25 protein-coding genes are annotated in these 21,797 nt (G+C 37.2%); 14 read left to right on the top strand and 11 right to left on the bottom strand.

The genetic code is table 11. From position 1 onward, the window contains the following. Positions 1-15: 15 nt before the first annotated feature. Genes KGF86_RS08700 through KGF86_RS08670 form a run of 7 tightly spaced genes read left to right on the top strand, consistent with a single transcriptional unit; the run spans position 16 to position 4,665 of the window. Entirely contained in the window at positions 16-1,026 is a 1,011-nt protein-coding gene (locus KGF86_RS08700) for a MoeB/ThiF family adenylyltransferase (RefSeq protein ID WP_186870108.1), read from the top strand. Between the two features lie 10 nt (positions 1,027-1,036). Further along, positions 1,037-2,359 carry a molybdopterin molybdotransferase MoeA gene (locus KGF86_RS08695; RefSeq protein ID WP_186870109.1) on the top strand — a complete coding sequence of 441 codons (1,323 nt, stop codon included), beginning with the start codon at positions 1,037-1,039 and terminating at the stop codon, positions 2,357-2,359. After that, a complete protein-coding gene (locus tag KGF86_RS08690) occupies positions 2,340-2,795 on the top strand; it encodes a molybdenum cofactor biosynthesis protein MoaE (RefSeq protein WP_186870110.1) in 456 nt (151 codons plus the stop codon). Before KGF86_RS08695 ends, KGF86_RS08690 begins: the two co-directional genes overlap by 20 nt. 12 nt (positions 2,796-2,807) lie before the next feature. Beyond that, positions 2,808-3,041 carry a molybdopterin converting factor subunit 1 gene (gene moaD / locus KGF86_RS08685; RefSeq protein ID WP_186870111.1) on the top strand — a complete coding sequence of 78 codons (234 nt, stop codon included), beginning with the start codon at positions 2,808-2,810 and terminating at the stop codon, positions 3,039-3,041. A gap of 2 nt (positions 3,042-3,043) precedes the next feature. After that, entirely contained in the window at positions 3,044-3,547 is a 504-nt protein-coding gene (gene mobB / locus KGF86_RS08680) for a molybdopterin-guanine dinucleotide biosynthesis protein B (protein WP_186870112.1), read from the top strand. Then, positions 3,547-4,146, top strand: a complete 600-nt coding sequence (gene mobA, locus KGF86_RS08675; RefSeq protein ID WP_186870113.1) for a molybdenum cofactor guanylyltransferase — start codon at positions 3,547-3,549, stop codon at positions 4,144-4,146. The genes mobB and mobA overlap by 1 nt, the downstream gene beginning before the upstream one ends. Next, complete coding sequence (locus KGF86_RS08670; protein ID WP_211741606.1) at positions 4,147-4,665, top strand: MogA/MoaB family molybdenum cofactor biosynthesis protein; 519 nt, start codon at positions 4,147-4,149, stop codon at positions 4,663-4,665. A gap of 45 nt (positions 4,666-4,710) precedes the next feature. On the opposite strand, the gene moaC is transcribed toward KGF86_RS08670, so the two are convergent. After that, complete coding sequence (gene moaC, locus KGF86_RS08665) at positions 4,711-5,196, bottom strand: cyclic pyranopterin monophosphate synthase MoaC (protein WP_186870161.1); 486 nt, start codon at positions 5,194-5,196, stop codon at positions 4,711-4,713. A 274-nt stretch (positions 5,197-5,470) separates the two neighbouring features. Here moaC and KGF86_RS08660 point away from each other — a divergent pair, with 274 nt between their 5' ends. Then, the gene (locus KGF86_RS08660; protein WP_211741605.1) at positions 5,471-8,218 is read left to right on the top strand and encodes a UPF0182 family membrane protein; all 2,748 of its coding nucleotides are present in this window, start codon (positions 5,471-5,473) and stop codon (positions 8,216-8,218) included. 99 nt (positions 8,219-8,317) lie between these two features. On the opposite strand, the gene KGF86_RS08655 is transcribed toward KGF86_RS08660, so the two are convergent. Beyond that, positions 8,318-8,419 (bottom strand): YjcZ family sporulation protein, encoded by a 102-nt coding sequence (locus tag KGF86_RS08655; RefSeq protein ID WP_186870116.1) that lies wholly within the window; start codon positions 8,417-8,419, stop codon positions 8,318-8,320. A 134-nt stretch (positions 8,420-8,553) separates the two neighbouring features. Then, a complete protein-coding gene (locus tag KGF86_RS08650) occupies positions 8,554-9,000 on the bottom strand; it encodes a DUF2512 family protein (RefSeq protein WP_186870117.1) in 447 nt (148 codons plus the stop codon). 118 nt (positions 9,001-9,118) lie between these two features. Between KGF86_RS08650 and KGF86_RS08645 the strand changes: the two genes are divergently transcribed. From KGF86_RS08645 to KGF86_RS08635, 3 genes are all read left to right on the top strand, one after another. After that, positions 9,119-10,294 (top strand): DHH family phosphoesterase, encoded by a 1,176-nt coding sequence (locus KGF86_RS08645; RefSeq protein ID WP_211741604.1) that lies wholly within the window; start codon positions 9,119-9,121, stop codon positions 10,292-10,294. Positions 10,295-10,418: 124 nt separating this feature from the next. Then, positions 10,419-11,402 (top strand): ring-cleaving dioxygenase, encoded by a 984-nt coding sequence (locus tag KGF86_RS08640; protein ID WP_186870119.1) that lies wholly within the window; start codon positions 10,419-10,421, stop codon positions 11,400-11,402. Positions 11,403-11,447: 45 nt separating this feature from the next. Continuing rightward, entirely contained in the window at positions 11,448-11,720 is a 273-nt protein-coding gene (locus tag KGF86_RS08635) for a GNAT family N-acetyltransferase (protein ID WP_211741603.1), read from the top strand. A gap of 53 nt (positions 11,721-11,773) precedes the next feature. Here KGF86_RS08635 and KGF86_RS08630 read toward each other — a convergent pair whose 3' ends face one another. Beyond that, positions 11,774-11,983, bottom strand: coding sequence for a hypothetical protein (locus tag KGF86_RS08630; RefSeq protein WP_186870121.1), 210 nt, complete (start codon positions 11,981-11,983; stop codon positions 11,774-11,776). A gap of 142 nt (positions 11,984-12,125) precedes the next feature. Between KGF86_RS08630 and KGF86_RS08625 the strand changes: the two genes are divergently transcribed. Together KGF86_RS08625 and KGF86_RS08620 are read left to right on the top strand one after the other, a co-directional pair. Beyond that, a complete protein-coding gene (locus KGF86_RS08625; RefSeq protein WP_246521432.1) occupies positions 12,126-12,788 on the top strand; it encodes a DUF3889 domain-containing protein in 663 nt (220 codons plus the stop codon). 133 nt (positions 12,789-12,921) lie between these two features. Continuing rightward, positions 12,922-13,275, top strand: coding sequence for a DUF1360 domain-containing protein (locus KGF86_RS08620; RefSeq protein WP_186870122.1), 354 nt, complete (start codon positions 12,922-12,924; stop codon positions 13,273-13,275). A gap of 271 nt (positions 13,276-13,546) precedes the next feature. Here the strand turns inward: KGF86_RS08620 and floT are convergent, their stop codons facing one another. The 3 genes from floT to KGF86_RS08605 form a co-directional block, all read right to left on the bottom strand. Further along, positions 13,547-15,121, bottom strand: coding sequence for a flotillin lipid rafts scaffold protein FloT (floT, locus tag KGF86_RS08615; protein WP_186870123.1), 1,575 nt, complete (start codon positions 15,119-15,121; stop codon positions 13,547-13,549). Between the two features lie 46 nt (positions 15,122-15,167). Beyond that, positions 15,168-15,704 (bottom strand): NfeD family membrane protein, encoded by a 537-nt coding sequence (locus KGF86_RS08610; RefSeq protein WP_186870124.1) that lies wholly within the window; start codon positions 15,702-15,704, stop codon positions 15,168-15,170. Positions 15,705-15,862: 158 nt separating this feature from the next. After that, the gene (locus tag KGF86_RS08605; protein ID WP_211741602.1) at positions 15,863-17,149 is read right to left on the bottom strand and encodes a S8 family peptidase; all 1,287 of its coding nucleotides are present in this window, start codon (positions 17,147-17,149) and stop codon (positions 15,863-15,865) included. A 175-nt stretch (positions 17,150-17,324) separates the two neighbouring features. Here KGF86_RS08605 and KGF86_RS08600 point away from each other — a divergent pair, with 175 nt between their 5' ends. Further along, a complete protein-coding gene (locus KGF86_RS08600) occupies positions 17,325-17,573 on the top strand; it encodes a hypothetical protein (RefSeq protein WP_211741601.1) in 249 nt (82 codons plus the stop codon). Between the two features lie 54 nt (positions 17,574-17,627). Here KGF86_RS08600 and qoxD read toward each other — a convergent pair whose 3' ends face one another. The 4 genes from qoxD to qoxA all read right to left on the bottom strand — a co-directional run bounded on the left by qoxD (position 17,628) and on the right by qoxA (position 21,434). Continuing rightward, positions 17,628-17,912, bottom strand: a complete 285-nt coding sequence (gene qoxD / locus KGF86_RS08595; protein WP_186870127.1) for a cytochrome aa3 quinol oxidase subunit IV — start codon at positions 17,910-17,912, stop codon at positions 17,628-17,630. A 2-nt stretch (positions 17,913-17,914) separates the two neighbouring features. Then, the gene (locus KGF86_RS08590; RefSeq protein WP_186870128.1) at positions 17,915-18,511 is read right to left on the bottom strand and encodes a cytochrome (ubi)quinol oxidase subunit III; all 597 of its coding nucleotides are present in this window, start codon (positions 18,509-18,511) and stop codon (positions 17,915-17,917) included. After that, positions 18,511-20,457 carry a cytochrome aa3 quinol oxidase subunit I gene (gene qoxB / locus KGF86_RS08585; RefSeq protein ID WP_186870129.1) on the bottom strand — a complete coding sequence of 649 codons (1,947 nt, stop codon included), beginning with the start codon at positions 20,455-20,457 and terminating at the stop codon, positions 18,511-18,513. Before qoxB ends, KGF86_RS08590 begins: the two co-directional genes overlap by 1 nt. Positions 20,458-20,519: 62 nt before the next feature. Then, a complete protein-coding gene (gene qoxA, locus KGF86_RS08580; protein ID WP_211741600.1) occupies positions 20,520-21,434 on the bottom strand; it encodes a cytochrome aa3 quinol oxidase subunit II in 915 nt (304 codons plus the stop codon). Positions 21,435-21,797 lie beyond the last annotated feature (363 nt).

Below are 21,797 nucleotides of genomic sequence, written 5' to 3'. Positions count from 1 at the left end.
AGTGAGGGAAAGTCAATGAAGGATCGTTATTCGCGCCAGGAATTATACAAACCAATCGGAGTAAGTGGTCAAAAAAAGATACAGAGTAAGCACGTGTTAATTATTGGATGTGGCGCACTTGGAACGATGAATGCAGAAAGCTTAGTGCGAGCTGGAATAGGTAGGCTGTCCATCGTTGATCGGGATTATGTCGAGATAAGTAATTTACAAAGACAACAGCTATTTACTGAGGAAGATTGTTTGAAGCAATTACCGAAAGCGATAGCTGCTAAAGAACACTTACTTAACATCAATTCTTCCGTCACGATTAATGCGTATGTCATGGATGGTACGAGTTCGAATTTGCCACCATTGATGGAGGATGTGGACTTAGTTATTGATGCTACGGATAATTTTGATATTCGTTTTGTTATTAATGATTTAATCCATCAATATACCATTCCATGGATATTTGGCTCGTGTGTCGGTAGTACAGGGATGAGTTATACCATCGTACCTCAAGAAACACCTTGCTTACAATGTTTACTTGATGCAACACCAGCTTCAGGTGCAACCTGTGATTCAGTAGGGGTCATCTCCCCGGCTGTACAAATGGTTGTCGCACTTCAGCAAGCGGAGGCATTAAAAATCTTAGTAGAGGATGATGAATCTCTACGTACGAAGCTAGTAACCTTTGATTTATGGAATAATATGTTTCACACCATGGACATTAAACGTGCAAAGAAAAATACTTGTCCTACATGTGGGGAGAATCCTATATATCCGAAACTAACCTATGAGTCACAAACCAAAATGGAAGTTCTTTGTGGGAGAAATACGGTTCAAGTTCGGTCGAAACGAGAAGTACATATGGAAGAACTTGCTAGACGATTAAGCGAAATTGGAACGGTTCATCAAAATGATTTTTTACTTTCAGTCGATTATCACTCATTTCGGGTTGTAATATTCAAGGATGGTAGAGTGTTAATTCATGGAACGAATTCAATTGAACAGGCAAGAAATATATATTATCAACTAGTGGGATAGGAGGGGCAACATGGTAGAAAGAAGAAAACCTATCAAGGTTCAGGATGCAATCCAACGAATGATGAACTATAAAAAAACTGGAAGTGTACAGTATGTGCCAATTGAAGATTCCTATGGGCATTTTCTTGGTCAAGATTTAATTGCTGACCATGATGTGCCTTTTTTTGACCGCTCACCATATGATGGTTTTGCAGTTCGTGCAATGGATACAGTGGGTGCTTCAAGAAGTAACCCAGTAACTTTTGAAGTTATCGGGGAAATAGGTGCCGGAAGTGTATTTCAAGAGGAAGTTGGAAAGAAACAGGCTGTTCGTATTATGACTGGTGCCATGATTCCTAAGGGCTGTGATGCCGTTGTGATGCTTGAGCTAGCAACCGAATATGAAGTGAATGGAGTAGCATATTTTGATTTAAAGCGTAGCTCTAAGGCAGGGGAAAATATTTCATTTACAGGAGAGGATACAAAAAAAGGTACGGTATTGGCATCAAAGGGAACTTTTATAAATCCGGGGATTGTAGCTTTACTTGCTACCTTTGGGTACAAAGAAGTTCCGGTCAGTGTAAAACCAAAAGTCGGAATCATAGCTACTGGAAGTGAACTATTAGAGGTCGGTCAATCTCTTGAACCTGGTAAAATACGGAATAGTAACGCCTATATGGTGTATGCTCAAGTGAAAAGAGCGGGGGGAGAACCAATCTATCTTGGCCAGTTCTCAGATGATTTTGATACATGCTTTATCCAGGTGTCAGAAGCCTTGGATAAGGTGGATTTTTTAATTACTACTGGTGGAGTTTCCGTTGGGGATTACGATTATCTTCCCGAAATCTATGAGAAATTAGGTGCCAACGTATTATGTAATAAAATTGCGATGCGTCCAGGGAGTGTAACGACTATAGTGGAATACAATGGCCAGCTTTTATTTGGATTATCTGGCAATCCATCAGCCTGTTATGTCGGATTTGAATTGTTTACTAGGCCCATTATCCGTGAATTTTTACATACTAATACACCGTTTTTAAAGAAGGAAGTGGCTATCTTAGGAGCTGACTTTAAGAAAGCGAATCCTTTTGATAGGTTTGTTCGTGGCCACTTAGGGTTTAAAGATGGTAGGTTAATAGCAAATCCAATTGGATTGGATAAATCGAATGTCGTTTCTTCATTGGGGCAGGCTGATATCCTCATTCAGCTTCCAGGTGGATCTAGGGGATATGAAGCAGGGATGGAGGTCTCCGTTATTTTACTTGAGGATCAAGAAGGTGTATCGTTTGATAGCTTTATAAAACAAGATATTCATTCTAAAAGGAGTAAACGAAATGAAGGAAGATATGTATGAAATTCTCGAGGAACCAATTCAAGTTGAGAAGATTATTGAAAAAGTAACGAGAAGAAAAGCTGGTGCTATTACAACTTTTCTAGGAACAGTTCGTGAGTGGACAGATGGCAGAAGGACAATTTTTTTAGAGTATCAAGCCTATAAAACGATGGCAGTGAAGAAACTTGCCCAGATAGGGAAAGAAATTCAAGAAAGGTGGCCAGATACAGAGGTTGCCATTACCCATCGGATTGGAAAACTAACTATTTCCGAGATAGCGGTTGTAATAGCAGTATCCTCTCCACATCGAAAAGCAGCCTATGAGGCCAATGAATTTGCGATTGAGAGAATAAAACAAATTGTGCCGATATGGAAGAAAGAACATTGGGACGATGGAGAAACATGGATTGGAGATCAGCTTGAACAGAACGCTTATCCAAATGGTGAACCATCCTAAGGAGGTAGCAGAATGATTACAGTTCTATTTTTTGCCCAATTGCAAGAAGCTATAGGGAAAGATCGATTGATTATGGAAGAGTCTGGGATAACAATTACGGAATTAAAGGGAAAATTGAAGATGGAATACGCTATACCACAACTAGATCATGTGATGACAGCTGTTAATGAGGAGTATGCACTGCCAACAGATACTGTTTCTTCAGGGGATATTGTTGCGTTTATCCCACCAGTAAGTGGGGGATAAGCATGGTCATTCTACAAGTTGTAGGATATAAAAATAGTGGAAAAACGACTATTGCAAAGGAATTGATTACGTACTTAGCAAGCGAAGGAATAAGGATTGCTTCACTCAAGCACCATGGACATGGTGGACTACCAATTGGTTTAGAGAAAACAGATAGTGAACAGCATAAACAAGCTGGTGCATATGTCGCTGGAGTACTAGGTGAGGATGTATTACAAGTATCACATTCAGGGGATTGGCAAATTCAAGATATTCTTCTTATTTATCAACAATTAGGAGTAGAGTTCTTACTATTAGAAGGGTTTAAAAAACTAACTTTTCCCAAGCTAGTTCTATTAAAGAATGAAGAAGAGTTATCCTTAATTTCATCCCTACAAAATGTCATCGGGATTATAACCACAGCTGAAATTAATGCATCTGCCGTTCCTTACCCTATATTTCATTTCGATGAAACCAATAGCATATGTACTTGGGTATATCATAACTATAGAGAGGGCTGGTTATGATGGGAAAAGGCGTATCAGGAATTATAGTAGCCGGTGGAAAATCTAGTAGATTCGGTTCGCCAAAGGCATTTGCTGAGAAGGATGGGATTCCTTTCTATCAACATACGATAGCTGCGATGGAACCCCTAGTGGAATCAATTGTTCTCGTTTCCAGTAGTGAATTAATTACTAAATTCACTAGTGAAGGTACTAGTGTGAAAATTATTACAGATAACCCTGACATAGCTGGACAGGGGCCACTAGCAGGTATTTATTCAGGAATGGAGCATCTAACAAGTGAGTGGTATTTCATTTCTCCAATCGATATACCATTTATTAATACGAGAACATATGAGATTCTTCTTGAACATATTGGAGCTGGAAAAGAAGCGATTGTACCAATTGTAAATGGAAGAATGGAGCCTCTTATATCGATATTTCATTATTCCATAAAGGAGAAAATTAAGGAGCAACTTCGCTGTAATGAGCTTGCTCCGAGGCAACTATTTCAAAACAGTCAGGTAGCTTATGTGGAAATTGATGATGCTGACCCATTTCGTAATATTAATTATCAAGAGGATTTAGAACGGTATATAAAGACAAGAGAAGGAGGTAGCTAGATGCTGAAAGAACATCGAGAGAATGAGAGAGCTTCTGTGAAATGCTCCGTTATGACTGTGAGTGATACACGTACGAAGGAAACGGATAAGAGTGGAAAGCTGATCATACAATTATTAGAAGCAGAAGGGCACAGTATTACTCATTATGACATCGTTCGAGATGAGAAAAGGCTTATTCAAGAAATGGTAAAAGGCGTTACGATACGTCAAGATGTGGAAGCGGTTCTTATCAATGGCGGTACGGGAATTTCGAATCGAGATGTCACCATTGAAACAATTCAGCCTCTTTTCACCAAGGAAATTCCAGGATTTGGTGAGCTGTTTAGAATGCTAAGTTATCAGTTAGATATTGGTTCTGCTAGTATGCTATCTCGAGCTACAGCTGGTGTTATGAATAATCGAATTGTTTTTTCTACACCAGGTTCACCAAAAGCTGTCCAACTTGCAATGGAAAAGTTAATCCTACCTGAACTTGGACACGTATTGAAAGAAGTGACGAAGGATATCGATGAAAAGTAAGGAGGTTGTCTTATAGAGGGACACCTCCTTATCTAATAAAGTTAACTAGTTGCTTCGCTTATAATCTCCGCTCTTTCCACCACTTTTTTCCAGTAAATAGGTCGAACCAATCGTCATGCTTTTATCGATAGCCTTACACATATCATAGATGGTAAGTGCTGCTATCGAAGCAGCAGTTAAGGCTTCCATCTCAACTCCTGTACTACCAACTGTCTTAACCTCTGAGTGAATAATAAGTTCTAAGTTATCATCTAATTCATTCCATTCGAACGTAATATTAACCCCGCTGATTGGAATCGGGTGACACATAGGAATTAGAGAGGAGGTTTGTTTGGCTGCCATAATACCAGCTACTTGGGCAACCGACAGAACATCACCTTTTTTAATTTGTTGTTGTTGTATTGCTTCATAAACGAGTTGGTTCATATGTATACTAGATCGAGCAACAGCTACACGGGAACTAGCTTCTTTATCGGATATATCGACCATTTTTGCTCGGCCATCTTGATTAAAATGGGTAAGCATGATTATTATCCCCCTTTAATACTTCGCTTACATTCATCATATTTTACTAATTAGGAAATGACAAGGATTCTCTTTAGTATCAGGATTTTCCGGAAACGATGAGGACCACTACTAACTGGAAAACGAAATGGATAATCCCTTGTTTATTGAATTTATGTAGCAGAATTATTTTGAAACCAAAAGTAGTGTCTTATCGTATTAATAGTTGCAATAGCAGATAATCTGATATGATTAGGATAAGTTATTATTTTTGTTTAACTATTAATTAGGGGGTACAACATTGGATTTCACCGTTTTTGAAAACAAATCTTCAAAAAAGAAACCAAAGCTATCGAAGGCTAAGTCAATTACTCTATTGGTTATTGCTCTCGTTCTTATTGTTGGTTTTTTATCTGTCGGATTGTTAACGGATTATATTTGGATGGATAGTGAAGGGTTCCGTAGCGTTTTCATATCCATTTTAGGTAGTAAATTATTACTTGCTGCGGTAGGTTTTGTTGTTTTTCTAGTATTATCCGTTGTTACATTTTATTGGATTCGTAGTTCCTATATTAGTTATTTAGATAACGAAAAACTACCACCAATAATTTTAGAAAAGAAGAAGAGTAGTGCCATTATATTTGGTATTTCATTATTAATTGGATTATTGGGTAGTTCTCTTGTACAGGGGATTGGTTGGGAGCCATTATTAAAATTCTTGAATCAAGCATCCTTTGGTATAACCGATCCGTATTTTGACATGGATATTGCATTTTATATGTACACCTTGCCAGTATTGAAAATTGCTTTGAATCTATTATTAGGCTTAGCCATCTTTTTCTTTTTAATAGAAGCGGGATTGTACTCTGTTTTTGCAATGTATCGCAAAAGTAAAAAAGCTCAAATTCATATGGGAGTTACATTAGGCATTATCGGTCTATTGCTAGCTGGTCTACATGTATTAGCTCCATATGAAACATTATTAACCAATCAAGTTAATATTTTTCAAGAAAGTGCTGTTTATGGTTTAAGCTACACAGACCAAATAATCAATATTCCTAAATCCTATATTTTAGCAGCAGTTGCTATTATTGGCATCATCTGGATGATTATCGCGATGAATCGTGGGAAAATTGTATCTATGGCTATTCCAGTTGTAGTTTATGTCGTATTAGTTATTGTTGGGCAGGCTTCTAGTGTAATTGTACAAAGCTTTATTGTTTCTCCAAATGAGTTCTCGCGAGAGGAACCATACTTGGCGCATAATCTTGAATATACAAGAGCTGCCTATCAATTAGCAGAAATCAAGGAAGAAGAACACCCAGCTAATGATTCTTTAGATTCTGATATGATTGAGCGGAATCGGCTAACGATTGATAATGTACGAATTAATGATGTTAGACCGTTACAGGATGTTTACGATCAAACCCAAACCATACGACCTTATTATACTTTTAATGATGTAGACATTGACCGTTATATGGTGGATGGGAAATACGAGCAAGTATTTATTAGTCCAAGAGAATTACGCACGGAGGACCTGTCCGACCAAGCAAAAACATGGGAAAATCTTAATTTACGCTATACCCATGGATATGGCGTTGTAATGAGCCATGTTAATCAAGTAACACCGCAAGGACAACCGGAGTATATGTTGAATAATTTACCACCACAAGGTGTTATCGACATTAGTCGGCCACAAATCTACTTTGGGGAAGAGTCCTATGATGAAGTAATTGTAAATAGTAAAAAGGAAGAATTTGATTATCCTGAAGGTGGCGATAATGCCACATCACGTTATGAAGCAGATAATGGAATACCGATGACTGGTTTAAATCGTTTATTATTTGCAGTCGACACAGGTAACTTCCGTATGCTCGTATCTGATCAGATAACGAAGGAAAGTTTATTACTTCATACACGTAATATCGTTGATCGAGTTAATAAAATTGCTCCTTTCTTTGAGTATGATGATGATCCATATATTTTCATTCGCGAAGATGGTAGTCTTGCCTGGATGATTGACGCATACCTAACTGAAGCACAGTATCCATATGCTGAGCCTTATAATAATAGTGGTGAGAATTATATTCGTAACTCTGTAAAAGTAGTCATAGATGCGTACAGTGGAGAAGTTAATTACTATCCAGTAGATCCAACTGACCCACTGCTACAAACATATCGAAATATATTCCCTGATTTATTTACGGAAGAAATTCCTGAGGATGTTCAGGCACATTTCCGATATCCTGAAAAGTTATTTGTAACACAAGCGACGATGTTTGGAACATATCATATGACCAATTTAGAAGTATTTTATAACCGTGAGGATGTATGGCAATTTCCGACAGAGAAGTACTATAACAAAGATATAACGATGAATCCATACTATGTCACGATGAAGCTTGAGGAAACAGAGATGGAAGAATTCATATTAATGCAGCCATTCACACCTAGAAATAGACAAAACATGATTGCATGGATGGGAGTACGAAATGATGGGGAGCATTATGGCGAGATATTCGTACATCGTTTCCCTAAACAGAAAAACGTATATGGTCCACAACAAATTGAAAATAGAATTAATCAAGACAGTGTGATATCACAACAGTTAAATCTTTGGTCTCAAGGTGGGTCAGAGGTTATTCGAGGAAATTTACTAGCCATTCCAATTGAAGATACGATTCTCTATGTTGAACCGATTTATATTGAATCGTCCAATGAAACATCACTTCCAGAAGTAAAACAAGTGGTGGTAGCATATGGTGATTATATTGTGATGGAAGAAACCTTTGAAAAAGCCTTAGACCGGATTCTTGAATTAGTGGATCCTAATCATGAATCAGATGAGGAAGTAGATCCAACTGAATCTAATGAAAGTGTTGAGGGTGGGGAGGATACGAATCCTATTCTAAATGCAGAGGATACGCTAATAGAGCTATCCGAATTATTCGATGCCTATCAAAATGCACTTTCACAAGGTGAGTGGGAAAGAGCTGGAGAAGTAATGACCGAAATAGAAACATTATTAGAAGAAATTAATAACTGATTATGATAGAAGGGTGGTTGATAGGCTTTAGCCTGATAACCACCCTTCTTGTGTAACCAGGTAACCTGAACAGTTAAAAACAATGTATCAGGTTTTTTCTTAGTATCCACCACCAACATAGGCAGAACCTACAATAATTAATAAAATGAATAGAACTACAATTAACGCAAAGTTATTCCCATAGCCTCCACTATACCCCATACTAACATTCCCTCCTTTATCTTTATTCAATGCTATCCTATGGAATTTCGTTTTAACGAGCGTGGACATTTATGACAAGGATAGGAGAAATGTGCTTTGTAATCATTTAATAAAACCTTACGAGGAGAATGTAACTATGGAGTTTTATCATCAGGATGATCTAACTCTTTACTAAACTCTGTTTGCATATCAGTAAACGTTCTTATATTTTGTGGTGAAGATCTGGTTTTGGCGTGAAATATATTGTCCTTTAAATAACGGTGATAGAAAACCTCACCAATAGCTATGCCAATTGCTGAGATTAATGCTGCATCAGTCAAGAAAGTGCTATCTTCGGTTAACCATAGTCCCAGTACATAGATGCCAACAAATGATAAGCCAAAATCACCAATGGTTGCCCAAAAGTTACGGACGTTAGGTAAGATGAAAATATCTCCTAAAAATGCCAATGTACTTATCATAATACTGATAATCAATATGTTCATGAGGCTTACATGATAAATTAATCCTAAAACAATCCATAGTATTGCCGTGGTCAATACAAGTTTTATGATAAAGGGTTTCAGATAATAATAGTTCATCCATTTATCCTCCTGACATCATTTGATACTAATTTTCCCTTGTTCTATTTTTTCATTCTTTCTCAACCTATCTATAATTTTGAACAGGTTAAAGCATACTACCATCGAGGTGATACAAATGTACAAACTACTTTCCCATAATGATTTAGATGGTGTCGGTTGCGGTATTCTAGCCAAGCTTGCCTTTGGTAAACAAGTACAGGTCAGGTTTAACTCAGTTGGGGGATTGGATAGGGAAGTAGCTTGGTTTCTAGATAGTGGTAATATGGACACCTATTTATTTATAACAGACCTATCAGTTAATGAGGAAAATGAAAAGCGGTTAGAACAGTTTTATCAAAGCGGCGGAAAGCTTCGGTTAATTGATCACCATAAAACAGCATTACATTTTAATGCTTATAACTGGGGACATGTCATAGTAGAAAACGAAAATGGTAATTTGAACTCTGCTACTTCTTTATTCTATGAGTTTTTGGTAAAGGAAGGCTACCTTGAAGCGAAGCCAGCAATTGATGAGTTTGTCGAATTGGTAAGGCAATATGATACATGGGAATGGGAAAAGAATGAAAACCATGAGGCACATCGTTTAAATGCGTTATTTTATTTAGTTTCAATAGATGAATTTGAAGAAAAAATGATTGAACGTCTACAAGACAATGAACATTTCTTTTTTGATGATTTTGAAAAGAAGATACTCGTCATGGAAGACGATAAAATAGAGCGGTATATTCGCAGAAAGAGAAGAGAACTTATCCAGCATAAGGTTGGAGACCACTATGCAGGAGTTGTATTTGCTGAATCCTATCATTCAGAACTTGGTAATGAATTAGGAAAAGGCTGTCCCCATCTAGATTACATCGCAATTGTAAATATCGGTAGTCGAAGAATGGGGTTTCGTACTATCCATGATCATATTGATGTAGCGGAGATTGCATCTGAATACGGAGGTGGTGGACATGCAAAAGCTTCTGGTTGTACGATGACAGAGGCAGTCTATCGATCATTTGTGGAGGAAACATTCCAACTGGAGCCTTTAAGGGAGGATGCCAAAAGAAATCGTTATAATGTAAAAGGAAACTCCTTTGGCACACTCTATAGTAGTAAATCGGAGTCATTATATCTCTTATACCAAGAGAATGATTCGTGGTTTCTAGAACATAATCATCAAAAACTCTCTGAATCCTTTTCGAATTTTATCGATGCTGAGAACTATTTAAAACGAAATTATGAGGCCTGGTTAGTAAGGGATGATCAATTTGTTCATTACTTAATTGAAAAAGTTAAACGTTCATAGCGTACGAATAACCAAAGAGAAGCAGTTAATTGACACGATGTATGATGTATGGTACATTTATTTTGAATTAAAGATATTTTAATTAAAGTTATATTATTTCGAGGTATAAACAGGGGGAATAGTAATGAATCAGTTAAAAGGTATCCACCATGTAACGGCTATTACGAGTAGTGCTGAAGAAAATTATCAGTTTTTTACGTATGTATTAGGTATGCGCTTAGTGAAAAAAACGGTTAACCAAGATGATATTCGTACGTATCATCTGTTTTTTGCAGATGATAAGGGAAGTGCTGGAACAGATATGACGTTCTTCGATTTCCCTGGTATTCCAAAAGGTGTTCATGGAACAGATGAAATATATAAAACATCGTTTCGCGTACCAACAGATGAAGCATTAACGTATTGGGTGAAACGTTTTGACCGTTTGGGAGTAAAGCATAAAGGAATACAAGAGCAATTTGGGAAGAAGCATATATCATTTGTTGATTTCGATGATCAGCATTATCAGCTAATTTCTGATGAACATAATGTTGGCGTAGAATCAGGCACACCTTGGCAAAAGGGACCAATCCCGTTAGAATATGCGATTACTGGTTTAGGGCCAATTTTTATTCGAGTAGCTAACTTTGATTATTTTAAAGAAATGTTAGAGAAGGTACTTTTATTTAAAGAAATTGGTAGTGAAGGTGCTTTTCACTTGTTTGAAGTTGGCGAAGGAGGAAATGGTGCCCAAGTAGTAGTGGAATACAATCCGATACTTCCTCGAGCTCGTCAAGGCTATGGAACGGTTCACCATACGGCTTTTCGTGTCCATGATCGTTCGGAGTTAGATGCTTGGATGAATCGTGTTCATAGCTTTGGCTTCCAGTCGTCAGGTTTTGTTGACCGATTCTTCTTCGGTTCATTGTATGTAAATGTTGCACCACAAATATTGTTTGAGTTTGCGACGGATGGCCCAGGCTTTATGGGCGATGAACCATACGAAACATTAGGGGAGAAATTATCCCTTCCACCTTTCTTTGAGTCGAAGCGAGAAGAAATTGAGAAATTAGTAAGACCTATCGATACGGTTAGGAGTACCATTGATTTTGAAAAGGAGTATGAATAATCGTATAATTAAACCTAACAAACTAATAGGTGAAAGGGTGTAATCATGGAAGAAATAAAACATGGTCAAAGCAAATTATATATTGGTGAAAGTGAGGATATGCCTAAGGCAGAAATAACATTTCAAAAAGACACCAATTCAAATTTGATTGTTGATCATACGTTTGTTTCAGACGAGCTTAGGGGGCAAGGCATAGCAGGCCAACTTGTTGAAGCAATGGTAAATTATGCTAAGCAGGAAGGCGTTAAGCTTGTACCAGAATGTTCTTATGCTAAGCGTTATATTGAGAAGCATAATTTGCATGATATACTAGCCTAAAGAGAAAAGAGTGTAGCGACAAAAACTGGTAACAGTTTAACGCTACACTCTTTTTAATGCAAAATTGTGAGATCGTGTTCAACTAAAGTCATGACAATTCTTTCCTTGGAAATTGCTTTATCATCAAATTCTACTTTTACTTCACCATCACTTGTATCGACTAAAACTCTTTCGACTCCATGTAATTGATTTAAAATTTGTTCCACTTTATCTATACCTCGTTTGGTTATAGCCTCTTTAATGTATAATGTTTGTTCACTCATATTAATTCCTCCTTCTAATTTATTATTTCCCATAAATGTAACAGGCCAACCATTTAGTTTCATATCCTTGTATTATAGGTTATTGTATGACAGGACGTTTAGACATACGTGATTGATAAATTACACGAGGGAGAGATTCGAGATGTATTATTACAATCCATATATGAATCCAAGTTCACATATGTACCAATACACACAGTATCCCTATCTGTACTATCCGAAATCTACAGCTAGAGCTAATGAATTTAACTATTTTGAAACGTATAACCGTCAACAGGTAATCCACGGGCAAGCTACTTGGACTACTGGTGGTCAAGTGACAAAATGTGGTATTCCTTGGTCCACGAATAACTATATGACGGTAGCTGTAGGGGAAAATTCGCCGTATCACTGTGGCGAAGCATTAAAGGTTAGAAATCCAGCTAATGGTAGAGAGGTTATTGCAACTATCGTTGATGAAGTAAGAGGATTTCCGAATAATCGTATTAATTTACATCGACGAGCTTTTGAAACATTGGGTGTGAATCTAGATCAAGGTAATCTAAATGTGGAAATTATTCCCTCTCCTGATCTAGAAGAAGAAAGATGGGGGAAATATTTATTAGAACTCGTGCAAACGGCATACCGAGGATTTGATGTATCAGATTATCGAGCTGTTAGTAAAACCGAAATATCCGCAAATAGAATAAAAGAGACATTTGATTATGAGCTACATCGTGCTCAAGAGGAACTGAAGATAAGAGGAAATGTAGTTTATAACCCGGAAACTGACCGAGTAATATCTTTTAATTTGGCTGAAGTTTAGTTATTCCTTGGAATTAGGTGTTTAGTGGTGTCACGTTACACTAGGAATCAATATAATATTTTATATTAAGCTACTTTATTAGTAATCCTCTCCTAATTCAGCTCATTAAGAAAGAAATAGGAGGATAAAAAACATGATTAATGGCTGGTTAGATTTTTTAATCCTATCATTAGCATCATTTCGACTAACCCGATTGATTGTTTTTGATAAAATTACTAGTTTCTTACGCAAACCGTTCCATGAAGAAATAAAAGAAATGGATTCAGATGGAAATGAGATTACTTATGTTGAAATAAAAGGGAAAGGATTACGTAATTGGTTTGGCGAGTTGCTAAGCTGTCATTGGTGTACGGGTATTTGGTGTACAGCAATACTCCTGGGATTATTATATGTTTGGCCAACATTTAGTGAAGTCTTATTATTAATACTTGCGGTAGCGGGTGCCGCAAGTATTATAGAGTCCATTGTACAGCGACTTGCAGAATGACTTTTAAGTGAAGGAGGACCATTATAAATGAAGAAACAAAATAAGGTAGAGAATACGTCCTCTCCTAAACCACAACGAAAAAGAGTAAAGAAAACATGTGGTTGTGGTAGAAGAAGAAAAACAGCAAGAGTATAAAAGTTAAAGGATTCAGTTTTGGAGTGTAAATAAAATAAGCTTTTTTGTATTTATAAAAATAACCCCGTACGACATTAACACTTGTACGGGGTTAACCTTAGTTTTAAATATTAAAAGCTTTCTGAGAAACCTTGTACTAATTAGAAACTTCTTCCTCGACATTATCTACGGATTTCTTGGATGGATTATCTGTTTCAGTTAGTTCAAAAGAGAGTCCATCTCGATCGGCAATAGTCAGTTTATTGGTGCCGACTAATCCTTCTAGTAGTTCCTTAACATCAATACCAGAGGATGCTTTAAGGGTTTCTTGTAATGATGCCATTAAGTCTGTTGCATAGCCTGTAACTTTGTTTGCACCACCATCTTTACCATTTCCACCAGTATCAACAACGGTAATCTTATCAATGTTTCCTAGTGGACTAGCAATCTCTTTCGCATATTCAGGAAGCATACGGATAACCATATCAAGAATCGCCGCTTGACCGTATTGTTCAAATGCTTCGGCAATCTTTCGTTTAGCTTCTGCTTCTGCAAGACCTTTAAGACGAATAACATCTGCTTCTGACTCACCTTGTGCACGTTGCGCTTCTGCTTTAGCTAAACCATCCACACGAACTTTTTCCGCATCTGCTTTCGCTTGAGATTCGATTCTATATTGATTAGCATCAGCTGCAGCAATTTGCTTAGCCTTCTCAGCGATTGCTGCCTGCTCAACTGCATAACGGTCCGCATCTGCTTTTTTCTTAACTTCTGAATCATATTGTTTTTCTCTACGAAGAATTTCTTTCTCTTCTAGTTCAATTTGTTTCTGACGTTCGATAATTCTAATTTGCATTTCTTGCTCTGTTACTTCTTGTTGTGCACGAGCTGTTTCTAAATCATATGCTTGGTCAGCACGTGCTTTAGCTATATCTTGTTCACGTCGATATTCTGCTGTTTTTAATTGATTTTCTTTTTCTGCTTCTGCAATTTCAGTTGCACGTTCTAGTTCAGCTTTTTTCGCTTCTTTAGAAGCCTCTGCTTGTTTTATACGTGTTTCTTTCTCTGCATCTGCAGTAGCAATGTCTGCATCACGCTTTACTTGTGCGATTCGAGGTTTACCTAATGATTCTAAGTATCCATTTTTGTCTCGAACATCTTTGATTGTGAAGGAAACGATGTTTAATCCCATCTTAGCTAAATCTTGAGATGCAACGCGTTGTACTTCTTGTGAGAATTTTTCACGGTTTTTATAGATTTCTTCTACAGTCATAGAACCAAGAATGGAACGTAAATGTCCTTCTAGAACTTCTTTGGCTTCATTTTCTCGATCCTCTTTTGTCTTACCTAAGAATTGTTCTGCAGCAGTAGCGATTTCATTAATAGTTCCACCAATTTTTATAATAGCAGTACCATCAGCCATAACGGGTACACCTTGCTCCGTATAGACCTCAGGAGTTGTAACATCTATTTTACTTGATAATAGGCTTAGTTGCTCTGCCTGTTGGAATACCGGAAGTACAAACGTACCGCCACCACGAATAATTTTAATTTTGTTTCCAGATTCATCTGTATGTACCGTCTTCCCATTTCCTAAATAACTACCAGTAACGATAAGTGCTTCATCTGGCCCAGCTGTACGGTACTTCTTAATAAATACCCCGATAAGTGCAATGACAAGAAAGACGGCAATTGCAATAATAATCGTCACTCCGTTGACTAATTCTTCCATTAACGTTCCCCCTAAAAATTATTTAACACGGATATCCCGTATTAGACTAAGACAACTCGGATTCTAAATCATATGGGACGACATATAAAACGCGCTCTTGACTATTCAGTATTAATACTTCGGTTCCTTCTGGGATAGGCGTGTTTTCATAACTTGCTGCGGGTCTTGTAATCATGCCACCTTTACCATCAATTACAACCTCTCCAAATCCATCTTCTGGTATGGAGATAATAATTTTTCCTACTCGTCCTTTAAGTGATTCCTCTGTTAGAACTAATGATTCTTCGGCTGATGCAAGAGGAATTAATACGAAGAAATTTAATAATACATCCATTATTAATGCGAAGCTTATAGAGATTAGGAGTATTACTAAACTTGAGATGGATGTTACTAATTCCAGAACATAACCAGATGAAGAAAGGAAAACAAAAAAGGCTAGTATAAGAGTGGGATTAAGGAAGGGTATCCCTTCACTAACAGCATCTAACACGTCCCCAAAAAAGATATAAAGAACAATTAGACATCCAGATATGATAAGTGTTGTTAAATAAATGGTTTGGATATCAACTCCAAATAATGTCATATGCATCATCCTATCTGTAGATTTAAAACTCCGATTACCTATTATACGTTATTATTGTATCGCAGGTTTCGCAAAATACAAACAATTTTTAATAAAAATAGGTATCTGCTAAATCTTTATCCTTGCAGATACCTAAAGTAGTTCAGATAGAAGGAGGGTTAATGTAGTAAATTTACTGCATTCAAGTATCCGTATCCTTGAACAGTAGGTGGTTGTCCCATATCAGTGCATGCCATGAGTAATTTATCCTTTACTTGATCTGGGGTAAGGTAGGGTTCTTTTTGAAGTAATTGCGCAACGACCCCAGCACATATCGGTGTCGCCATAGAGGTACCAGATAGGGAAAAATAGTTTGAACCAACTCTAGCAAATCGATTAGCCCGGTCCAGATAAGACCCAGGTGCTCTAAGTGATACTATATTAACACCTGGTAGCACTAAATCAGGTTTTATAAAATTATCGATGGTTGGTCCTCGACTTGAAAATTCAGCAACAGTGTCGTCCGAACGGTCTATCGTGTTATTGTCATTAATTGCACCAACGGTAATGACTGCAGGACTTATTCCTGGACTAGCTATTGTACCATTTCTGGGACCGGAGTTTCCTGCCGCTGCACAAACGACAATTCCATTTTCCCAAGCTTTTTCAACTGCCTGCACTACTGGATCATCACTGGCTGATTCAATTGCCTCTGAGCCTAGAGAGAGGGAAATTATATCTATGTTGTATTGCTCTTTGTTTTGCGTACACCATTGAATGCCCTGAATTACAGTTGATAAAGATCCTGCACCTCTCTTATCAAGCACCTTCACACCAACCAGTTTAGCTTCGGGTGCGGGTGCTTCATACTTTCTATTAATGGAGGATAAGCCATTTCCTGCTGCATCTCCAGCACAGTGGGTACCGTGTCCGTTATCATCATAAGGCTCTTTTTTGCCACCAATTAGGTCTATAAAACCCGTAATACGATCCTTTATATCATCGTGTGGATGTATACCGGTGTCGATAATAGCTATCGTCTTACCAAGCCCGGTATATTCTGATTGATGAAGTGTACTCGATCCTATTGATGGGGTAGCTACATCTAGTAGTGCTGTGAATTCTCGGTCATGATATACCTTTTTAATTGCTTTACAATTATCAAGTAATTGTTCAAGGTTGTTTAATGACATTTTTGCTGAACAGCAAGTAATCATAGGAAATTCTTTGAGATTTTTGCAATTGGTGGTTTTAATATCTTTTATTCCGTGTTCATACGATTGGGGCTCAAATTCAATTACGACGGAGTAATTTTTATATTTCTTCAGGTTATTCTCAAGTGGCTTGTGCAGAATAGTAGGGATAGAATGAAATGGTTGATAAAAATTTAGTAAGGTTTCTCGTAATGTTTGGTCTATTTTTCTTTCGTTTCGTTTAACCAATTGGGAAATAGAATAATTTATCAAAATAGTTCACTCCTTTTCGATAAAATGAATTTCACAATAGAATATGTACAACTTGTGAAGAAGGAGTGAGCTATTTGTACAAACAATAACTAAAAAAGGCGATTCTCTTAATTTGAAATAAATTTGACAAATTTGTGAACGATGTGAATAATATAAGATAGAAGGGGGATTTATTATGATAAATTCTGCGAAAATTGTTAGAACGATTAGTATTCTTTGTGGTGCATTAATTACAATAGGTGTCATTTCTTTTCTGTATGGGTTCTTTGGAAGCGGTTACGCATGGTTAACAGGGATTGGATTAGGTGTTGTAATGGGCGGCGTATTTATTTTCATTATGGGGATATTCCTAGTTGCTACGGAAGAAGTAGTGGAGAAAAATAAGCAGAACCATCCGCACAATAAAGAAGAAGCTCTGTCATAAGACAGAGCTTCTTTTCTATTATAAATATTTAGCTTTAGGATTCAAACACTTCTCTTACATATAACCCCAAATTAATGTTAACAATGTCCCAAATATGGTAACTAATGCAATCGCAATTCCATAATAAACATTGGTATAGATCATATTCTTATCTTCAGATTCCCCAGCGTGCATAAAGAAGACTAATTGGAGCGCAGCTTGGGTAAATGCTGTTATTAATAGTATCGTCATACCAACCTCAAATGACATGTCAAGGAAGTAAACAGTTAGCGCAACAGCAGTAAGGATTAAGGAAAAGACAAAGCCTATCACTTGTTTTGCTGGAAATAATTCTTTCATGTTTACATCATTCCTTTCAAATAGATGAAGCTAAAGATGAAAATCCAAACTACATCTAGAAAATGCCAATAAAGGGAAAAGATAAACGACTTGTTGGTTGTTTCCGGTGTGAATCCACGCTTTTTAATTTGGAGAAGGATGAATAATCCCCAAAATAAACCGAACGTAACGTGGGCACCGTGTGTCCCTAATGTTGTTAATAGAATCGCTGTAAATGCACTTGTTTGAAGGGTTGCCCCAACATGGTAATAATGAATAAACTCGTAAATTTCAACACTTAAGAATGATAACCCTAGTAGTAGGGTAATAGCTAAGAATGTAATGGTAGCTTTTTTATGATTTATACGCATGGCATGTGTTGCAAGACCAATTGTAAAACTACTAGTTAATAGAATAATGGTTTCCATTAATACAGGAGTTATTTCAAAAATGTCTGCACCAGATGGACCATTACCAACACCGTTTTCTAAAGTGAAGTACGATGCAAACAGTGTACCAAATAACATGATTTCAGCACCTAAGAATATCCAAAAACCTAGGATGTTCATTTGGTTCTGATGCGTACCATATTCAAGAGGTTGCGAGTGATCGATTTTCATTATTTAGCACCTCCGTATTTATTTTCTGTTTCTTTAATTTCTTCTTCAGGAATATAGTGACCATGGTCAATTTCGAATGATCGATAGGCCATAGTACCAAGAATTCCTAGTAGTGCAATAATGACACCAACCCAAATGCTAAAGACAAAGGAGAATCCAAGTATAAAGAATAATCCCGCCATAATGATTGGCAATCCACTATTATTCGGCATATGAATTTTTGTGATTTTATCTTTAAATAAGGTATGTCCGTTTTTCTTCGAATCCCAGAATGCTTCTGATGAGTTAACGACTGGTGTTACAGCAAAGTTATACTCCGGAACTGGGTTAGGAGTTGCCCATTCAAGTGAACGTGCATTCCATGGATCTTGCCCTACATTTCTTGGTGCGTTACGGAAGCTATAGTATACGTTGTATACAATAAGCACGAATGCAATCGCCATTAATCCTGCACCAAAGAAGGAAAGTAAGTTTAATGGACCAAATCCAGCTGCTTCAGAGTATGTGTACATACGACGTGCTTGACCGTCTAGTCCTGTAATGTACATTGGGAAGAATGCGAAACAGAAACCGATAGATAGGAACCAGAAGCCCCATTTTCCGATTCGTTCATTAAGCATAAATCCGAACATCTTCGGCCACCAGTAGGTAAGACCAGCTAACATTGCGAATACGACACCAGGAATAATCACGTTATGGAAGTGAGCAACTAGGAACATCGTATTGTGATATTGGTAGTCTGCACTTGCAATTGCAAGCATAACACCAGTTACTCCACCAATTGTGAATAATGGAATAAACCCTAGAGAATAAAGCATTGGAACGGTGAAACGAATTTTACCTTTCCACATAGTTAATAGCCAGTTAAAGATTTTTATCCCTGTTGGAACGGCAATAGCCATAGTCGTAATAGAGAAAATACTATTTACCATTGCTCCATGACCCATGGTAAAGAAATGGTGAACCCAAACTAAGAATGATAGGAACGAGATAATTACCATCGAACCGACCATTGATTTGTAACCATAAAGATTACGCTGTGAGAAAGTAGAAATAATCTCACTATAAATACCAAAGGCAGGGAGTATCAAGATATATACTTCAGGGTGTCCCCATACCCAGAATAGGTTGGCCCAAAGCATATCCATTCCACCATTTGTTGATGCAAAGAAATGTGTACCGAACTGACGGTCAAAGGTACCCATTAATAGTGCTATTGTTAGTACCGGGAAAGCAAAAACAATAATAACGTTTGTGATTAATGCAGACCAAGTAAACATTGGCATTTTCATCAGTTTCATGCCAGGTGCTCTCATTTTCAAAATGGTTACGATAAAGTTAATCCCTGTCATTAACGTACCAATACCTGAAATTTGCAGAGACCACATGTAATAGTTAACACCCACTGATTCACTATAGTCGGTGCCTGCAAGTGGGAAATAATTCGTCCAACCTGCATCTGGAGAACCACCAACAACAAAGGAGATGTTAAATAGCATTGCTCCCGCAAAATATAACCAGAAACTGATCGCATTTAGACGTGGGAATGCAACGTCACGTGCACCAATTTGTAGTGGTACAACGAAGTTCATTAAACCAATAACAAATGCCATTGCCATGAAGAAAATCATGACAACACCATGTGTCGTAAATACTTCATTATAGTGCTGTGCATCTAGAAATGTATTATCTGGAACTGCAGTTTGCAGACGCATCATGACAGCATCTGCTCCACCACGGAATAACATTAATAATGCGGATATCATGTACATAATACCGATTCGTTTATGGTCAACAGTGGTTAACCATTCACGCCACAAGTAACCCCATTTTTTAAAGTACGTAATACCAACAACAATGGCAATTAGTGTTAGTCCAATTGCAACCATTGATGCATAGATTAATGGGCTTGGATGGGGGACGGCAAATCGATCAAAAAATTCCATTATGTTAACTCCTCTCGAGAATTTCTGTTTAATTTCATACAATTAACTCATCAATTTTTTTTCTAGTGATTGGAATGGTCTTCATGATTTTCATGTTCTTCATGATCATCATGGTCTTCACTGGAACCTTGATGATGTTGATGTCCAGCATGCTCACCTTCAGGAGCTGGATTAAATTCTAAATGAGTACCCGTGAAGGTCATTTGTCCAAGGTGTCCAGGTTCTAATAATTCATCGAACTTCTCTTCAGTTAGAGGTTCAGCGGTTGAATGGATGTCTTCAACCCATTTATCAAACTCACTCGGTGATAACGCCGTCGCAGTAAATGTATTTTCAGCAAATCCTTTTCCACTAAAGTTGGAATTACGACCTGGGTAATCTCCTGGGACCTCGGCTACAATATTAATCTTTGTAACCATATCTGCCATGGCATATTTTTGCCCAGCAAGCTGTGGAATCCAGAAGCTTGTAATTGGTCCATAGGAATACAAACGGAATTCAACTGGACGATGCGTTGGTAAAATGACATAATTTAATGTCTCAATATCTTGTTCTGGATAGCTGAAATGCCATTTCCAGTTAGATGAAGCAGCATAGATAATCATCGGTTCTTGATTCTCATAACCTTCTGGAACACTTTCTACTTCATAGGTTGATTTTACCGACACTATAGAAAGGAAAATAACGATTAATACGGGAATCCCGATAATAAGTCCTTCTACAATTGGATTTCCTTCAATATGAGGAGGCTCATAATCCTCTGATTGCTTACTCGCTCGATATTTAAATAGCATGATGACTAGCATTGCAATAACTACAATAACAATTACTGCCATAGTAAAAATGGATAACCATATTACATTAGCTGTTGTTTCTGCTTGTGGTCCTTTTGGATCTAGAACTAATAATGGTTCACAGCCAGCTAATATTGTTGTGATCAATATAGCAAATGAAATAAATGCCAATTTGATTTTCATTTTTCTTGCTCCTTTCTAGCTAGTTAACTGTTCATAAAATGGACAAATTTGTGTTTTTATTCACAAAGTGCTGCAACCATATCTTATTACGCTGTAATAAATATTACAATGGATTGAGAAATACTTCACAAAAAGTTCAAGAAGATTTGTCTTTTTCATGGATGTAGTGGATGATATTGGAGGAATTAGTAAATTGAGGGGGAGAGGTGGTATATATTTCTAGCTAAACAAAAAAAGGGGCTGTCCCATAAGTCCTAAAAAATAAGGCAAGGGAGAAAAACGAGTCGTATTTCTCCCTTGCCTTTTCGAGTTGTTCGATTTTTCTCTGAAAGTAGCTGGCGGATGCCTGCTACTTTCAGTATG

The organism is Ornithinibacillus massiliensis (assembly GCF_018310345.1).
Taxonomy (GTDB): Bacteria; Bacillota; Bacilli; order Bacillales; family Amphibacillaceae; genus Ornithinibacillus; species Ornithinibacillus massiliensis.
This window is presented reverse-complemented; position numbering and strand designations above follow the sequence as displayed.

What these genes read in the sequence shown, in the direction of transcription:
- mobA (WP_186870113.1), top strand. Translation starts at nt 3,547, where the DNA reads ATGGGAAAAGGCGTATCAGGAATTATAGTAGCCGGTGGAAAATCTAGT.
- moaD (WP_186870111.1), top strand. Translation starts at nt 2,808, where the DNA reads ATGATTACAGTTCTATTTTTTGCCCAATTGCAAGAAGCTATAGGGAAA.
- KGF86_RS08655 (WP_186870116.1), bottom strand. Translation starts at nt 8,419, where the DNA reads ATGGGGTATAGTGGAGGCTATGGGAATAACTTTGCGTTAATTGTAGTT.
- KGF86_RS08635 (WP_211741603.1), top strand. Translation starts at nt 11,448, where the DNA reads ATGGAAGAAATAAAACATGGTCAAAGCAAATTATATATTGGTGAAAGT.
- KGF86_RS08650 (WP_186870117.1), bottom strand. Translation starts at nt 9,000, where the DNA reads ATGAACTATTATTATCTGAAACCCTTTATCATAAAACTTGTATTGACC.
- qoxD (WP_186870127.1), bottom strand. Translation starts at nt 17,912, where the DNA reads ATGAAAGAATTATTTCCAGCAAAACAAGTGATAGGCTTTGTCTTTTCC.
- KGF86_RS08670 (WP_211741606.1), top strand. Translation starts at nt 4,147, where the DNA reads ATGCTGAAAGAACATCGAGAGAATGAGAGAGCTTCTGTGAAATGCTCC.
- KGF86_RS08600 (WP_211741601.1), top strand. Translation starts at nt 17,325, where the DNA reads ATGATAAATTCTGCGAAAATTGTTAGAACGATTAGTATTCTTTGTGGT.
- KGF86_RS08690 (WP_186870110.1), top strand. Translation starts at nt 2,340, where the DNA reads ATGAAGGAAGATATGTATGAAATTCTCGAGGAACCAATTCAAGTTGAG.
- KGF86_RS08645 (WP_211741604.1), top strand. Translation starts at nt 9,119, where the DNA reads ATGTACAAACTACTTTCCCATAATGATTTAGATGGTGTCGGTTGCGGT.
- mobB (WP_186870112.1), top strand. Translation starts at nt 3,044, where the DNA reads ATGGTCATTCTACAAGTTGTAGGATATAAAAATAGTGGAAAAACGACT.
- KGF86_RS08625 (WP_246521432.1), top strand. Translation starts at nt 12,126, where the DNA reads ATGTATTATTACAATCCATATATGAATCCAAGTTCACATATGTACCAA.
- KGF86_RS08640 (WP_186870119.1), top strand. Translation starts at nt 10,419, where the DNA reads ATGAATCAGTTAAAAGGTATCCACCATGTAACGGCTATTACGAGTAGT.
- KGF86_RS08610 (WP_186870124.1), bottom strand. Translation starts at nt 15,704, where the DNA reads ATGACATTATTTGGAGTTGATATCCAAACCATTTATTTAACAACACTT.
- KGF86_RS08590 (WP_186870128.1), bottom strand. Translation starts at nt 18,511, where the DNA reads ATGAAAATCGATCACTCGCAACCTCTTGAATATGGTACGCATCAGAAC.
- floT (WP_186870123.1), bottom strand. Translation starts at nt 15,121, where the DNA reads ATGGAAGAATTAGTCAACGGAGTGACGATTATTATTGCAATTGCCGTC.
- KGF86_RS08695 (WP_186870109.1), top strand. Translation starts at nt 1,037, where the DNA reads ATGGTAGAAAGAAGAAAACCTATCAAGGTTCAGGATGCAATCCAACGA.
- KGF86_RS08700 (WP_186870108.1), top strand. Translation starts at nt 16, where the DNA reads ATGAAGGATCGTTATTCGCGCCAGGAATTATACAAACCAATCGGAGTA.
- qoxA (WP_211741600.1), bottom strand. Translation starts at nt 21,434, where the DNA reads ATGAAAATCAAATTGGCATTTATTTCATTTGCTATATTGATCACAACA.
- KGF86_RS08630 (WP_186870121.1), bottom strand. Translation starts at nt 11,983, where the DNA reads ATGAGTGAACAAACATTATACATTAAAGAGGCTATAACCAAACGAGGT.
- qoxB (WP_186870129.1), bottom strand. Translation starts at nt 20,457, where the DNA reads ATGGAATTTTTTGATCGATTTGCCGTCCCCCATCCAAGCCCATTAATC.
- KGF86_RS08620 (WP_186870122.1), top strand. Translation starts at nt 12,922, where the DNA reads ATGATTAATGGCTGGTTAGATTTTTTAATCCTATCATTAGCATCATTT.